General features: G+C 72.0%; 14 protein-coding genes. 8 read left to right on the top strand and 6 right to left on the bottom strand.

Annotation, left to right across the window (positions count from 1 at the left end; all coding sequences use genetic code 11):
• Nucleotides 1-16 precede the first annotated feature (16 nt).
• From ugpA to BUB97_RS06410, 7 genes are all read left to right on the top strand, one after another.
• A complete protein-coding gene (gene ugpA / locus BUB97_RS06440) occupies nt 17-898 on the top strand; it encodes a sn-glycerol-3-phosphate ABC transporter permease UgpA (RefSeq protein ID WP_073132812.1) in 882 nt (293 codons plus the stop codon).
• Nucleotides 898-1,806, top strand: coding sequence for a sn-glycerol-3-phosphate ABC transporter permease UgpE (gene ugpE / locus BUB97_RS06435; RefSeq protein WP_086061953.1), 909 nt, complete (start codon nt 898-900; stop codon nt 1,804-1,806). The genes ugpA and ugpE overlap by 1 nt, the downstream gene beginning before the upstream one ends.
• A gap of 5 nt (nt 1,807-1,811) precedes the next feature.
• Nucleotides 1,812-2,879 carry a sn-glycerol-3-phosphate ABC transporter ATP-binding protein UgpC gene (gene ugpC / locus BUB97_RS06430; protein WP_073132810.1) on the top strand — a complete coding sequence of 356 codons (1,068 nt, stop codon included), beginning with the start codon at nt 1,812-1,814 and terminating at the stop codon, nt 2,877-2,879.
• Between the two features lie 52 nt (nt 2,880-2,931).
• Nucleotides 2,932-5,271: a glycosyltransferase family 4 protein gene (locus BUB97_RS27200; protein ID WP_073132808.1), complete on the top strand. Its 2,340-nt coding sequence runs from the start codon at nt 2,932-2,934 to the stop codon at nt 5,269-5,271.
• Nucleotides 5,272-5,334: 63 nt separating this feature from the next.
• Nucleotides 5,335-5,595 (top strand): hypothetical protein, encoded by a 261-nt coding sequence (locus tag BUB97_RS06420; RefSeq protein WP_073132806.1) that lies wholly within the window; start codon nt 5,335-5,337, stop codon nt 5,593-5,595.
• A 53-nt stretch (nt 5,596-5,648) separates the two neighbouring features.
• Complete coding sequence (locus tag BUB97_RS06415; RefSeq protein ID WP_073132804.1) at nt 5,649-6,233, top strand: NUDIX hydrolase; 585 nt, start codon at nt 5,649-5,651, stop codon at nt 6,231-6,233.
• Nucleotides 6,230-6,652 carry a hypothetical protein gene (locus tag BUB97_RS06410; protein ID WP_073132802.1) on the top strand — a complete coding sequence of 141 codons (423 nt, stop codon included), beginning with the start codon at nt 6,230-6,232 and terminating at the stop codon, nt 6,650-6,652. Before BUB97_RS06415 ends, BUB97_RS06410 begins: the two co-directional genes overlap by 4 nt.
• A 3-nt stretch (nt 6,653-6,655) precedes the next feature.
• On the opposite strand, the gene BUB97_RS06405 is transcribed toward BUB97_RS06410, so the two are convergent.
• The 6 genes from BUB97_RS06405 to BUB97_RS06380 all read right to left on the bottom strand — a co-directional run bounded on the left by BUB97_RS06405 (nt 6,656) and on the right by BUB97_RS06380 (nt 12,424).
• Complete coding sequence (locus BUB97_RS06405; RefSeq protein WP_073132800.1) at nt 6,656-7,450, bottom strand: creatininase family protein; 795 nt, start codon at nt 7,448-7,450, stop codon at nt 6,656-6,658.
• Entirely contained in the window at nt 7,450-8,520 is a 1,071-nt protein-coding gene (gene ftsY / locus BUB97_RS06400; RefSeq protein ID WP_245818218.1) for a signal recognition particle-docking protein FtsY, read from the bottom strand. Before ftsY ends, BUB97_RS06405 begins: the two co-directional genes overlap by 1 nt.
• A gap of 322 nt (nt 8,521-8,842) precedes the next feature.
• The gene (dapF, locus tag BUB97_RS06395) at nt 8,843-9,673 is read right to left on the bottom strand and encodes a diaminopimelate epimerase (RefSeq protein WP_073132798.1); all 831 of its coding nucleotides are present in this window, start codon (nt 9,671-9,673) and stop codon (nt 8,843-8,845) included.
• A gap of 57 nt (nt 9,674-9,730) precedes the next feature.
• On the bottom strand, nt 9,731-10,270 hold the full coding sequence (locus BUB97_RS06390) for a deoxycytidylate deaminase (RefSeq protein ID WP_073132797.1): 540 nt from the start codon (nt 10,268-10,270) through the stop codon (nt 9,731-9,733).
• Nucleotides 10,267-11,682, bottom strand: a complete 1,416-nt coding sequence (locus tag BUB97_RS06385) for a serine/threonine protein kinase (RefSeq protein WP_073132795.1) — start codon at nt 11,680-11,682, stop codon at nt 10,267-10,269. The genes BUB97_RS06390 and BUB97_RS06385 overlap by 4 nt, the downstream gene beginning before the upstream one ends.
• A gap of 4 nt (nt 11,683-11,686) precedes the next feature.
• Nucleotides 11,687-12,424: a metallophosphoesterase family protein gene (locus BUB97_RS06380; RefSeq protein ID WP_073133012.1), complete on the bottom strand. Its 738-nt coding sequence runs from the start codon at nt 12,422-12,424 to the stop codon at nt 11,687-11,689.
• Nucleotides 12,425-12,641: 217 nt separating this feature from the next.
• Here BUB97_RS06380 and rpmI point away from each other — a divergent pair, with 217 nt between their 5' ends.
• Nucleotides 12,642-12,848, top strand: a complete 207-nt coding sequence (gene rpmI / locus BUB97_RS06375) for a 50S ribosomal protein L35 (protein WP_073132793.1) — start codon at nt 12,642-12,644, stop codon at nt 12,846-12,848.
• Nucleotides 12,849-12,852 lie beyond the last annotated feature (4 nt).

Genomic DNA, 12,852 nt, shown 5'->3' with positions numbered 1-12,852 from the left:
CGCGACGAAGGGCTCCATGCAGAAAAAAGTCATCTTCCGCGGCCGTCTCCTGCCGCTGGCGCTGCTGGCGCCCCAGCTTGCGGTGACCTTCGTGTTCTTCTTCTGGCCGGCGGGCCAGGCGATCTACCAGTCCCTGCTGCGGGAGGACGCCTTCGGCTTCTCCCGCGAATTCGTCGGGCTGGAAAACTTCCGTGAGGTGCTGACCGACCCGTCCTGGGTGAACGCGGCGCTGAACACCCTCGTCTTCTCCGCCTGCGTCGCGGGGCTCGCCCTTGGCCTTGCGCTGTTCCTGGCCGTGCAGGCTGACAAGTCGCTGCGCGGCGCCACCATCTATCGCAGCCTCTTGATCTGGCCCTATGCCGTGGCCCCGGCCGTGGCGGCCGTGCTGTGGCTCTTCCTGTTCCAGCCGCAGATCGGGCTGATCGGCCGCGGGCTGAACGCCCTGGGCATCGCCTGGGATTACCGGCTGAACGGCACCCATGCGATGGTGCTCGTCATCATCGCCGCGGCCTGGAAGCAGCTGGCCTACAACTTCATCTTCTTCCTCGCGGGGCTCCAGTCCATCCCCGCCAGCGTGCTGGAGGCGGCGGCCATCGACGGCGCGCGCCCGGCGCGGCGCTTCTGGACGGTTGTCTTCCCCCTCCTCTCGCCGACCACCTTCTTCCTCCTGGTGGTGAACCTCACCTACGCCTTCTTCGAGACCTTCGGCATCATCCACGCCCTCACCAATGGCGGCCCGGCCAAGGCGACGGAGACGCTGATCTACAAGGTGTATGTGGACGGGGTGGAGAACCTCAACCTCGGGCAATCCTCGGCCCAGAGCGTGATCCTGATGATCCTCGTCATCGGCCTCACCGCCATCCAGTTCCGCGCGGTCGAGAAGAAGGTGCATTACTGATGGAAGGCACCCTCCCCTCCCGCGCGCCGGTGATCCGCGACGATGCGCTGCTGCGGGCCACGCGGCGGCGCCGGCTCGCCTCGCGCCTGGTGGCCCATGCCGCGCTGATCCTCGGCGTCATCATCGTCGCCTTCCCGATCTGGATGACGCTGGTGGGCTCCACCCATGATGCCGCCACCATCGGCCGGGGCGATGTCCCGCTCCTGCCCGGCGTTCATGCGGCGGAGAACTACGCCATCGCCTGGAACGAGGGCGGCGGGCGGACCCGTACCACGCCGGCCTCCACCATGCTGCTGAACAGCCTGCTGATGGCCGTGCTGATCGCCGTGGGGAAGATCGTCATCTCGATCCTCTCCGCCTATGCGGTGGTCTTCTTCCGCTTCCCCGGCCGCATGGCGGCCTTCTGGGCCATCTTCATCACCCTGATGCTGCCGGTGGAGGTGCGGATCATTCCGACCTTCCAGGTGATCGTGGACCTGAACCTCGGCAACACCTGGGCGGGGCTGGTCGTGCCGCTGATCGCCTCGGCCACCGCCACGCTGCTGTTCCGGCAGTTCTTCCTGACCATCCCCGACGAGTTCGTGGAGGCGGCGAAGATGGACGGCGCGGGGCCCCTGCGCTTCCTGCGGGACGTGGTGCTGCCGCTCTCGCTCACCAACATCGCGGCGCTCTTCGTCATCCTCTTCATCTATGGCTGGAACCAGTATCTCTGGCCGCTGCTGATCATCAACGACCGCTCCATGGAGACGATCGTGGTCGGCCTTTCGAAGATGATCGGCCGGGGCGATTCCCAGAACGACTGGAACACCATCATGGCGACCGCCGTGCTGGCCCTCCTGCCCCCCGTGCTCGTGGTGGCGCTGATGCAGCGCTGGTTCGTACGGGGCCTGACCGAGACCGAGAAGTAGCCCCCATGGCCACCCTTTCCCTGCGGGATGTCCGCAAGTCCTTCAACGCCACCCCGGTCCTGCACGGCATCGACCTGGAGGTGGCCGATGGCGAGCTGGTCGTGATCGTCGGCGCCTCCGGCTGCGGCAAGTCCACGCTGCTGCGGATCGTGGCGGGGCTGGAGGCCCCCAGCTCCGGCCAGGTGGTGATCAACAACCGCGACGTGACCGGGCTGGAGCCGGCGGACCGGGACATCGCCATGGTGTTCCAGAACTACGCGCTCTACCCGCACATGTCCGTCTTCGGGAACATGGCCTATGGGCTGAAGATCCGCGGCCTGCCCCGCGCCGAGATCGAGCGGCGGGTGAAGGACGCGGCCGAGATCCTCGGCATCGGCGCGCTGCTGGAGCGCAAGCCGAAGCAGCTCTCGGGCGGGCAGCGCCAGCGCGTGGCCATGGGCCGCGCCATCGTGCGGGAGCCCGCCCTCTTCCTCTTCGACGAGCCGCTTTCCAACCTCGATGCCAAGCTGCGCGTGCAGATGCGGGCCGAGATCCGGCGGCTGCAGCGCCGGCTCGGCGTCACCTCCCTCTTCGTCACGCATGACCAGGTGGAGGCGATGACGCTGGGCGACCGGCTGGTGGTGATGAATGCCGGCCGCCCGGCGCAGGTGGCGCCGCCGATGGAGATCTTCTCCCGCCCCGCCGATACCTATGTCGCCGGCTTCATCGGCAGCCCGGCGATGAACTTCATCCCCGCCACGCTGGAGGAGGGCGGCGCCTCGGCGCGCCTGCCCGGCGGCGCGCCGATCCGCTTCTCCGACGGCCCGCGCCCCGGCCCGGCGGGCATGCCCCTGACCCTTGGCCTCAGGCCCGAGCACCTCTCCCCGGGCGAGGGACCCGACTCGATCCCGCTGGCGGTCGAGCTGGTGGAGCCGCTGGGCTCCGAGACGGTCGTTCATGGCCGCGCGCCCGGCGGCCTGGCCATCACGGCGCGGCTTTCCGGGGCCTTCACCGGCTCGGCCCTGCCGGTTCGCCTGCCGCCGGCCCATCTGCACGTCTTCAACGCCGAAACGGGACGCCGCCTGGATCCCTGATCCGTCCCTTTCCCCTTCCGGCCGGGCGCGTCGCCCGCTACCCATCGGGGTGATGGACGCCTGGCCGAACGAGACCCCCGCCCCTTCCGCTCAGCAGGAGCACGCCGCGCGCCTCTGGCATGCCGGCGACTTCGATGGCGCGGCCCGGCTTTATGCCGAGGCCGCGGCCCTTTCGGCAGATCCTGCGCCCCTCCTGCTCTGGCGGGCCCATGCCTTGCGGGCTGCGGGGCAGCCCGAGGCCGCCCTGGTCGCCTATTCCCAGGCGGCCGCGGAAGCCCCGGCCGACCCGGCCCCACACCGCCACCGGGGGCACGCGCTGCGCCTGATGGGCCGGGTGGAGGACGCGCTCGCGGCCTATGCCCTTTCCGTGGCGCTGGCGATCGGGGCCACCGGCACGCCGGAGGCCGAAGCCGCGATCCGCGCCCTCGAATCGGAAAGCCCGACCTTTCCCGAGCCGCCGCGCGCCGAGCCCCCGGTGCCCGCCGCCGACCCAGCGCCAGCCCCGGCCGCCCCGGCGGCACGCCCTGCTGGGCGGATGATCTCCCCGCCTCGCCCCCCCTCGCTTCCCGCCGCCCGGGCGCGCTCCACCGTCCTCGCGCCGCCGCCCCGGCCGCGCATGGCCATGCTGCGCAGCGGCGGCACCAGCTCGGGCATCGGAAACCAGGGCGTCGGGGGCAGCATCGCCTTCGATGTCAGCGACCTGCTGCTCCATTTCGGGGGCCGCCGCACCGTCACCGGCATCCAGCGCGTGCAAGCCAGCCTCGTCGGCGCCGCGCTGAATGCGGGGCAGGATGCGGCCTATCTCGCCTATGACCGCGACCGGGCCGGCTGGCGCGCCGTGCCGCCGGATGCGCTGTCCCGCCTGCTCGCCAGTGCCGCCGCCGGGGCCGACACCTCCGATCCCGACTGGATCCTCGCGCGGGACACGGTGCTGGACGCCGCGAAGAGCGGGCCGCTGCATGGCTTCGCCAACGGCGCCATGCTGGTGAACCTCGGCAATTCCTGGGGCATTCCGGACTATTTCCGCGGGCTGCGCGCGGCGCAGCGCGCCGCCGGAATCCGCTACGTCCCCTTCCTGCATGACTGCGTGCCGCTGGTGATGCCCGAACACTGCGTCCGCACGCTCGTGCAGGATTATGTGCGCTGGTTCTCGGCCATGGGCGTGCATGCCCATGGGGTGCTGTGCAATTCCGAATGCACCCGGGCGGATGGCCGCCGCTTCCTGGATGCGCTGCTCCCCGGCCTGGACCTGTCGACGGAGGTGGTGCCGCTCGACGCCGACCCGCGCGGCAATGCCGCCCCGGACCCGTCCGCGTTGGAGGGCACCCGCGCGCCGCGGTCGCCCGAGCCCTATGTGCTCTTCGTCGCGACGATCGAGAGCCGGAAGGACCACCTCACCGTCTTCCGCGCCTGGCTTGCCCTGCTGCGCCGCCACGGGCCCGGCCGCATCCCGCGCCTGGTCTGCGTCGGCGCGCCGGGCTGGCATGCCGAACCGGCGATGAACCTGCTGGAGGGCAGCCCGGAACTGGCCCGCCATGTTGTGCTGCTGCACGACATCTCCGACGGCGGGCTGGCGGCGCTCTACCGGGACTGCCTCTTCACGGTCTACAACTCCCACTACGAGGGCTGGGGCCTGCCGGTCACGGAAAGCCTTGCCTGGGGCAAGGTCCCGGTCATTCCACGACATTCCGCCCTGCTGGAATCGGGCGGCGACGCCGCTGTCTATGTCGATCCGCAGAGCGAGCTGGACATGGCCGCGACGGTGGAGCGCCTGCTTTTCGAGCCGGGCGCCCTGGAGCAGGCCGCGCAGGCCGTGGCCGCGCGGCGCCCCCGCCGCTGGGAGGCGGTGCTGGCCCAGGTGCAGGATGCGCTGGAACGCTTCGCGCGGCTGGAGACGCCGCCCGCACCCGAGCGCCTGGCCCTGCCCTTGGGCCACCATATCTCCCTGCGCCGGGCCGATGCGCTGAAGCCCGACCTCACCATCGCCCTCTCGGATACGGTGCGGGACGGGCCGGGATGGCGGCCGCCGGAGGATTGGGGAACGCCGCTGGCCGGCGGCCGCGCGCGGCTGCGCCTGCCTCTGCCCCCCGGCTCGGACGGCCTGCTGCGCCTGCATCTGGAGCTGCGCGGCGGGGCGGGCGCCCCGCTCTCCTTCACCCTCTTCGCGGATGCCGTGCCGGCGGGCACGGCCATGATCCCCGACCCGCCCGGCGGCGATTTCGCGACTGCCATGCCGGTGGAAGTGGCCGAGGGCACCCGGCTGCTGGAGCTGGAGCTGGACGCGCCGGAGGGCACCGGACTGCGCGGCCTGATGCTCTGCCGGGACGACGATCTGCTTGCGCGCCTCGATTTCCTGGAGGCGCAGCGCCTGCCTTCCGCCCAGGCCGTCTGATCCGGCCCGCATTGCAGCCATGGGTTGCTGGAAGGTTAACGGCCGGATCGGCGAGGCTGGGGCATGCGCACCGCCCGCCCCGCCGCCAGATTAACCCGCGATTCACGCCTTTCCGGCACCATCCTGCGCATGATCAGCACCAACTCCCTGGCTGCCTTCACGCAGGATGTCTCCCGCGCCGCGGGGATCGGGCAGGTCCAGCCGGTCCGGACCGGCGGAAGCAGCAATGGTCAGTCCGCGCCGCCGCAGCGGGCGCTGGAAGCGGTCCCGGCCGCCCCTGCGACTCCCCTGCCGCGCGGCTCGCTGCTCGACCTCCGGGTCTAGTTCCCGCCCCGGAAGGGGTTGTGAGGGCAGGTCCGGCGGCCCATTCTTTCCCGATGGCCGGGCAGTTCGAAAGAAGGCGGCAGGAGGGGGATGACCAGGACCGGCTGACCTGCCGGGACTGCGGCTTCATCGCCTATGAGAACCCCAAGGTCGTGGTGGGCTCCGTGGTGGCCGTGCCAGGAGCCGGGCCGGGGGCCGGGCCGGACGCGGTGCTGCTCTGCCGCCGCGCCATCGAGCCGCGACGCGGCTTCTGGACCCTGCCCGCCGGCTATCTCGAAATGCACGAGACGGTGGAGGAAGGGGCGCGGCGCGAGGCCTGGGAAGAGGCGCGCGCGCGGATCGAGACCGAAGGCGTCCTCGCCGTCTATTCCATCGCCCGGCTGGGCCAGGTGCAGGTGATGTTCCGTGCCCGCCTCGCCGAGCCCGGCTTCGAGGCAGGCCCCGAGAGCCTGGAGGTACGCGCCTTCGCCTGGGACGACATTCCCTGGGACGAGATCGCCTTCCCGACCGTGCACTGGGCCCTGAATGCCTGGCGCGAGGGGGCGGGTTTTCCCAGCCCCGCCGTGCTCAACCCGCCCGAGGACCTCAGGGGCATCCGCCCCCTCCCCGGGCACGTCCTGGCGGGAGATGCCGGATGATCACCACCTTCGCCCTGTCCACCCTGCTGCTCGGGGCCATGCCAGGCCCCGGTCCGGCAGCGGCTCCGGTTCAGCTCGTCCAGTCGGCCGAGGCGCCGCCGGCCGCCACGCGCAGCCGCCCTCGGCGCCCCGCCCGCCGCACGGCCCGGCGCGCCACCCCGCCCCCGGTCGAGGCACCGCCGCCGCCGGCCCCCGCACCGCCGCCGCAGGCAGAGGTCGCGCCGATGCCCAATCGCTCGATCGAGGCGCCCCGGGGCCCCTACGCACCGGAGACGGCCCAGATCCGCCCGGATCTCATCCGCCCGCGGAACCTGCCCGACGCCCGCGTGCAGTCGGACAACGACTACACGCGGGAGCGCGACAGCCTCTACCGGGAGCCTGCCGCCGGGGCGCGGATGAACATCCCCTTCTCCTACTAGCGTTCAGCGCTGCGCCCGGCCCGGGCTCCAGACATCGTCCGGCCGGGTCCAGAGCGCGCCGTCCCGCAATCCGCGCGCCAGGGCCTCCGCCATGGCGGCCAGGATGCGCTCGCCCTTCTCGGCCGTCGCGGCACGCGGGTCGCCCCGCACCCCCGTGCCCGGCGCCCGCTCGGCGAAGGACCAGAAGCGCTGGAAGGCGCTGCCCCCGACCGATGGCCCGCCATTGGATAGGGCGCCCGCCACCTTGTCCTGCCGCACCTGACCCGGGTCGAGGGCGAGCCAGAGGCTCGTCTCGGCCTCGCAGGCATGCTGCGTCCCGGACTGGGTCTCGAGGATGCCGGCGATGCCGGCGGCTGCCGCCTGATGCACCGTGGCCGTCACCACCGGGATGCCCATCTCGGCGCCGAGTTCCCGCGCGATGACCATCAGCGGCTCGACATTGCCGCCATGGGAGTTGACCAGGAACAGCTTGCGAAAGCCGCAGGCCATGATGGACTTCGCGACGCAGGCGATCACCGCCTGCATGGTGCGAAAATCGAGGCTGATCGTGCCGCCGAAGGGCAGGTGATGCTCGCTGATGCCCTGCCACATCGGCGGGAGCACGATGGCGGGCGCGTCCTCGGCCACCAGCTCCGCCGCGCGGATGCAGGAGGCATGGCCGATCAGGCTGTCGGTCCAGACCGGCAGGTGCGGGCCGTGCTGCTCCAGCGCCGCGACCGGCAGCATCACCACCGCGTCGCGCTTGGCCCATTCGCCGATCTCAGGGGCGGTCAGGCGTTCCCAGCGAACCTCGACCATCAGGAAAGCCCCACCAGCGAGCGGGCGTAGTCCCGCGCCTCGAAAGGGCGGAGATCGGCGGCGGTCTCACCCACGCCGACGGCATGGACGGGAAGCCCGAACTCCTCCGCCAGCGCCACGACCACGCCGCCTTTCGCGGAGCCGTCGAGTTTGGTCACCACCAGCCCGGTCACATCCACCATCTCGCGGAACACCTTGCACTGCTGCACGGCATTCTGGCCGGTGGTGGCATCCAGTACCAGCAGCACGGCATGGGGCACCTCGGGGTCGAGCTTGCGGAGCACGCGCATGACCTTACGCAGCTCCTCCATCAGCCCGGCCTTGTTATGCAGGCGGCCGGCGGTGTCGATGAGCAGGATGTCGGCCCCCTCGCTGCGGGCGCGCTGCAGCGCCTCATGCGCGAGGCCGGCGGCATCGGCGCCCTCCTTAAGCGGGGCGACGACGGTGCTACCGGTGCGCTCGCCCCAGATCTGCAGCTGCTCCACGGCGGCGGCGCGGAATGTGTCGCCGGCCGCCATCATCACGCGGCGCCCCTCGGCCCGGTAGTTCTGCGCGAGCTTGGCGATGGTGGTGGTCTTGCCCGTGCCGTTCACGCCGACGACGAGGACCACATAGGGCTTTCGGCTCCAATCCGGCCGAAGCGGCTGGGCGACGGGCCCGAGGATGGCCGCGATCTCCTCGGCCAACGCGGCCTTCACCTCGTCCTCGCCCACCTCCTTGCCGAAGCGGGTGCGGCGGAAGCCGGCGACGATGCGCTGGGCGGCGGGAAGGCCGAGATCGGCGGTGATCAGCGTCTCCTCCAGCTCCTCCAGCGCGGCATCGTCCAGGCGGCGCTTGCGGAACAGACCGGTGAGATTCTCGGTCAGCCGCGCGGTGGAGCGGGAGAGGCCGGCCTTGAGGCGGGCGAAGAACCCGCCCGGCGCCGCGACCGGCGCCCCGGGCACGGCCTCCGGCTCCGGCAGGTCAGACAGATCCGGGGCTGGGGGCGCGAGGCTTGCCGGCGGCTCGGGGAGCTCCGGTTCCTCCGGGATGCCCGGCATGGCGGGCCGGAGGGCCTCCGGAGGGGCCATTTGCTCCGGCAGGGGCGCAGGCCGCGGCAGGGAGAACCCCGGCACGCCCTGCACCGGCGGAAGGAGGTGATCGGGCTGGAGCGCCTGGACCGGCGGGGCCGAGGCCGGCGGGTCGCCGATGGTCGGCTCCGGCTCCGGAGTCTGGTCGGGCGGCTCGGGCTCCCGCACCGCCGGCGGGGTCTCCGCGGGGGGCGGCGCGATGGCGGGCGCATCGGGCTCCTGCGCCGGCGGCTTCGGCTCGGGCTCCGGCGTCGTCGCCCGGCCGGTCAGCCGTCCCCAGAGATCCTTCAGGGCCATCGGTTGTCCTCTGTGAAGCAGCGACTCACGCGGGGTAGGCGTCGAGGTCGATCATGCCGGTGAAGGCAGTGGCGGTGGGCCCGGCCATCAGCACATGACCGTCATCCCGCCACTCGATCCGCAGATCCCCGCCGGGCAGGGAAACGGTGGCGGCGCGCGCGGAGAGGCCGCGGCGGGCGGCGTTGACCAGGGTGGCGCAGGCGCCGGACCCGCAGGCGAGCGTCAGCCCCGCCCCCCTCTCCCACACGGCCAGCCGCAGGTGGTCAGGGGCCAGCACCTGCACGAAGCCAATATTCGCCCGCTGGGGGAAGATGGCCGCGTGCTCCAGCTCCGGGCCGATGCGGGGAAGGTCCAGCGCGGCCAGGTCGGGGACGAAGAAGGTCGCGTGCGGGTTGCCCATGGAGCAGGCGGCGGGGTCCGATACGCCATCGGCCGAGAGCGGCAGGTGCAGCGTGTCCGCCTCCTGCGCCAGCGGCACCTCCCCCCAGCCCAGCCGCGCCTCGCCCATATCGACGCGGATCGTGCCGTCGGGCAGTCGCTCGGAGGGGAGGAGGCCCGAGATGGTGCGGACCGCGGCGGCGCCGCTGCCGGAATCGGCCATCGCCAGCTCGGCCACGCAGCGCGTCGCGTTGCCGCAGGCGCCCGCCTCGGAGCCGTCGGGGTTGTAGATGCGCATGAACACATCCGCCCCCTCCGTGCCCGGCTCCATCACGATGAACTGGTCGCAGCCGATGCCGGTGTGCCGGTCGGCGATGGCGGCCGCCCGGCCGGGGGTGATGGGCAGCGGGGCCCGGCGCGCGTCCAGCACGACGAAGTCGTTGCCAAGGCCGTGCATCTTGCGGAAGGGGATGATCATCGCGCCGTCGATATAGGCGGCGGAGGCCCGCGCCGGAAGGCGCGGCCATCCGGGCCGCTATCCCGCGGGCGTCGGGGTCGGGTCGAGGGTGCTGGCGCCCCCAGCCTCCCCCGGCAGCAGGTCCCGCAAGACGTCATCGGGCACCGCGTCGAAGCGGAGCCCCGCCTCGGCGAAGAGCCGGGCCGAGATGTGCCCGCGCCGGTCCCATTCCGAACGCGTGCCGATGCGGGGCGGGGTCGCCACCACGCGGCGGATGCCGGACTGGATCGAGAGCACGGCGCAGTGGTTGCAGACCGGCTTTCCCACCACGTAGAGCGTGCAGCCCCGTGCCTCCCGCCCCGCGAAGAGAAGGGCTGACTGTTCGGCATGCACCATCATGTCGAGCTTGGTCGGCTTGTCGGAGAGGCGGTCCATGTCGTCCTCGATCCGCGTCGGGAAGCCATTGAAGCCCGTGGCGACGATGCGGTTCAGCTCGGGCGCGACGATGACCGCGCCCACGCGGCCCCGCGGGTCCTTGGACCATTCCCGGATATGGGCGGCGAGGCCGAGATAGCGCCGGTCCCAGCGGCTGAGTGGCGCGCCCCCCTCCTCGTTCACGCCGCGCCCTCCCGCGGGCGCACCACGGTGACGCTGCAGGGCGCGCGCGCCGCCACCTCGCCCGAGACGGAGCCCAGCATGCTCCGCAGCATTGAATTCGCACGCGCGCCCATCACGACATGGTCCACCCCGTTCGCCTCGGCATATTCCAGCAGGGGCTCGGCCGCGCTGGAACCCTCCAGCACGTGGAAGGTGATGCGGCCCTCCTCCAACCCCAGCGGCGCGGCCCAGTGGCGCAGCTCGGCCAAGCGCTGCACCCGGGCCGAGCGGCCGGCCTCGTCATGCGGCGCGTCGCCGGTCAGGTAGCCGTCCAGCAGCACGTTCAGGCAGGCCACCCGCGCCCCGGGCAGGGTGCGGAGCACGTTGCCCACGCTGGCCCGCAAGGCCTCAGCGAGGGGCGTGGTCTGCTCTCGCAGGTCCACCGCCACCACGACAATGGGAGCGGAATGGGCCGTGGGCGCCGGCTGGCGGCGCGGGCCGGTGGAACGGTCCCGGTTCACCCGGCGCTCCAGCACGGTGAGCCAGCCATCCCGCCGCATCCGGGCCGCGCGCGGGGTGAGGCGGATGGTTTCGGGGTTGCTCAGCTCAAAGGCCAGCTGGGCGGCCGAGAGATGGCGGCGCGCCGGCTCCACCTCCAGGCAGCGCAGGATGATCTCCTGCATCCAGGGCGGGATCTCCGGGCGCAGGCGGCGGGGCGGATGGGGGTCGCGCCAGAGGCGGCGGCGCACCGCGGCCAGGTGCAGCGGCTCGCCGAAGGGAAGATGCCCGGTCACGAGCTGGTACATCACCACGCCGAGGGAGAAGAGGTCGCTGCGCGGGTCGTCCCGCCGGCCCATGGCCTGGCCGGGCGACATGTAGGGGGCGGAGCCGTAGGGAATGCGGAACTCCTCCGCGATCAGGTCCGGCAGGCGGCCATGGTGGGAAAGGCCGAAATCGACCAGCACCGCATCGCCCCGCAGCCCGTCCGGCGTTTCCCGGAAGAGGATGTTGGCCGGCTTGAGGTCGAGATGGGAGACGCGCTGGCGGTGGATCGCGGCAAGGGCTAATGCCACCTTGGCGCCGATCGCCGCCACCTCCTCCACCGGCAATGGTAGCTCCCGCAGCCGGGCAAGGAGGGAGCGGCCGGGGATTCGCTCCATGACGAGATAGGGGTTCGGCGCCTCGAAGCCCTGGGCCGCGACGAAGCCGGGCACATGGGGCCCGGTGAGGCGCGGCAGGATCATCTGCTCCATCTCGAAGGAGACGATGTGGCCGGCATCGTTCCCGTCCAGATGCGGCAGCTTCATCAGGAGGGGAATGGCGTGGTCCGGATGCGAGACCTCGAAGATCGAGGCCATGCCGCCCTCGTGGAGCGGCGTGCCGAGGACGAAGCCGTCGATCACCTGGCCCTGGCGGGGGCGGCGATGGGGCATGGCCCTAGCTCCCGGTGAAGAGACGGTCGGCCAGGCTTCCCGGCAGCCCGGCACGGCGGATCTTCGCGGCGGCCGCCTCCACGTCATAGGGCACGCGCATCCAGCGCAGCTCCGCCGTGCCGGGGTTCAGCAGGCCGTAGCAGGCGGCGGGGTCGCCATCGCGCGGCTGGCCGACCGAGCCCATCACCGCCAGCCAGCGGCGCGGGCGCTGAAGCGGCACGGGCGTGTCATGCGCCGGGGCGAAGGCCGTGCACTTGTCCGTGGCCGTCAGACCGAAGAGCCGAGGCACGTGGACATGGCCGCAGATCGTCACCCGCGCGGGCGTCGCCTCCAGGCTGCGGCGGGCTTCCTCGGCGCCGAGGACGTAGCGCCAGTCCTCCGGGCTCGATGCATCGGCATGGACGTAGAGGCGGTCCTCCTCCGCATGTTCCAGTGGCAGGGTCTGGAGGAAGGCCGCGGCATCGGGGCTGAGCTGGGCACGGGTCCAGTCGATGGCAGCGGCGGCGCGGCCGGTCATCCGGTTGCCACGGGCGAAGACCGCCTGGTCGTGGTTGCCGAGGATGGCGACGGCGCCATCCGCCATCCGGGCCATGACGGTGCGGAGGCACCAGGCCGGGTCGGCGCCGTAGCCCACATAGTCGCCCAGGAAGACGAAGCGGGTGGCGCCGGCGCGGTCGGCATGGTCGAGGCAGGCTGAGAGGGCCTCGCGGTTGCCGTGGATGTCTGAAAGGAAGGCGATCATCGCCGGGGCATGTTGGCGCGTGGCGGCGCTAGGCGCCAGGACCGGCACAGGCCTTGCCGCCGCCTGCCCCATCCTCTATACGCCGCCCCTCCACGCGCCCCGGGCTTCTCTGGGCTGCCCGGCCGTGGTCCCGGCCCCCGCCGCATGGTGCGGCCCGTGCCCGAAAGGGTGCGGCGCAAGGTGGGGCCGTCCATCCCCCGCCTAAAGGAGGACCCAAATGCCCAAGATGAAGACGACGTCTTCGGCCAAGAAGCGCTTCAAGATCACGGCCACGGGCAAGGTGCTCGCCGGCCCCGGCAAGAAGCGCCACAACCTCTCCGCCCGTTCGCAGAAGGTGAAGCGCCAGAACCGCGGCAATCAGGTGCTGCGCGATCAGGACGCGAAGACCGTCATGCAGTGGCTGCCCTACGGCCTGCCCCGGTAAGCGA

The organism is Muricoccus roseus (assembly GCF_900141905.1).
GTDB lineage: Bacteria > Pseudomonadota > Alphaproteobacteria > Acetobacterales > Acetobacteraceae > Roseomonas > Roseomonas rosea.
Note: the sequence above shows the minus strand (reverse complement) of the source record. Positions and strands in the feature narration are given on the sequence as shown.

Excerpts from the sequence above, each read along its gene's own strand:
- ugpA (WP_073132812.1), top strand. The coding sequence starts at position 17 with ATGCAGAAAAAAGTCATCTTCCGCGGCCGTCTCCTGCCGCTGGCGCTG.
- ugpE (WP_086061953.1), top strand. The coding sequence starts at position 898 with ATGGAAGGCACCCTCCCCTCCCGCGCGCCGGTGATCCGCGACGATGCG.
- ugpC (WP_073132810.1), top strand. The coding sequence starts at position 1,812 with ATGGCCACCCTTTCCCTGCGGGATGTCCGCAAGTCCTTCAACGCCACC.
- BUB97_RS27200 (WP_073132808.1), top strand. The coding sequence starts at position 2,932 with ATGGACGCCTGGCCGAACGAGACCCCCGCCCCTTCCGCTCAGCAGGAG.
- BUB97_RS06420 (WP_073132806.1), top strand. The coding sequence starts at position 5,335 with ATGCGCACCGCCCGCCCCGCCGCCAGATTAACCCGCGATTCACGCCTT.
- BUB97_RS06415 (WP_073132804.1), top strand. The coding sequence starts at position 5,649 with ATGGCCGGGCAGTTCGAAAGAAGGCGGCAGGAGGGGGATGACCAGGAC.
- BUB97_RS06410 (WP_073132802.1), top strand. The coding sequence starts at position 6,230 with ATGATCACCACCTTCGCCCTGTCCACCCTGCTGCTCGGGGCCATGCCA.
- BUB97_RS06405 (WP_073132800.1), bottom strand. The coding sequence starts at position 7,450 with ATGGTCGAGGTTCGCTGGGAACGCCTGACCGCCCCTGAGATCGGCGAA.
- ftsY (WP_245818218.1), bottom strand. The coding sequence starts at position 8,520 with ATGGCCCCTCCGGAGGCCCTCCGGCCCGCCATGCCGGGCATCCCGGAG.
- dapF (WP_073132798.1), bottom strand. The coding sequence starts at position 9,673 with ATGATCATCCCCTTCCGCAAGATGCACGGCCTTGGCAACGACTTCGTC.
- BUB97_RS06385 (WP_073132795.1), bottom strand. The coding sequence starts at position 11,682 with ATGCCCCATCGCCGCCCCCGCCAGGGCCAGGTGATCGACGGCTTCGTC.
- BUB97_RS06380 (WP_073133012.1), bottom strand. The coding sequence starts at position 12,424 with ATGATCGCCTTCCTTTCAGACATCCACGGCAACCGCGAGGCCCTCTCA.
- rpmI (WP_073132793.1), top strand. The coding sequence starts at position 12,642 with ATGCCCAAGATGAAGACGACGTCTTCGGCCAAGAAGCGCTTCAAGATC.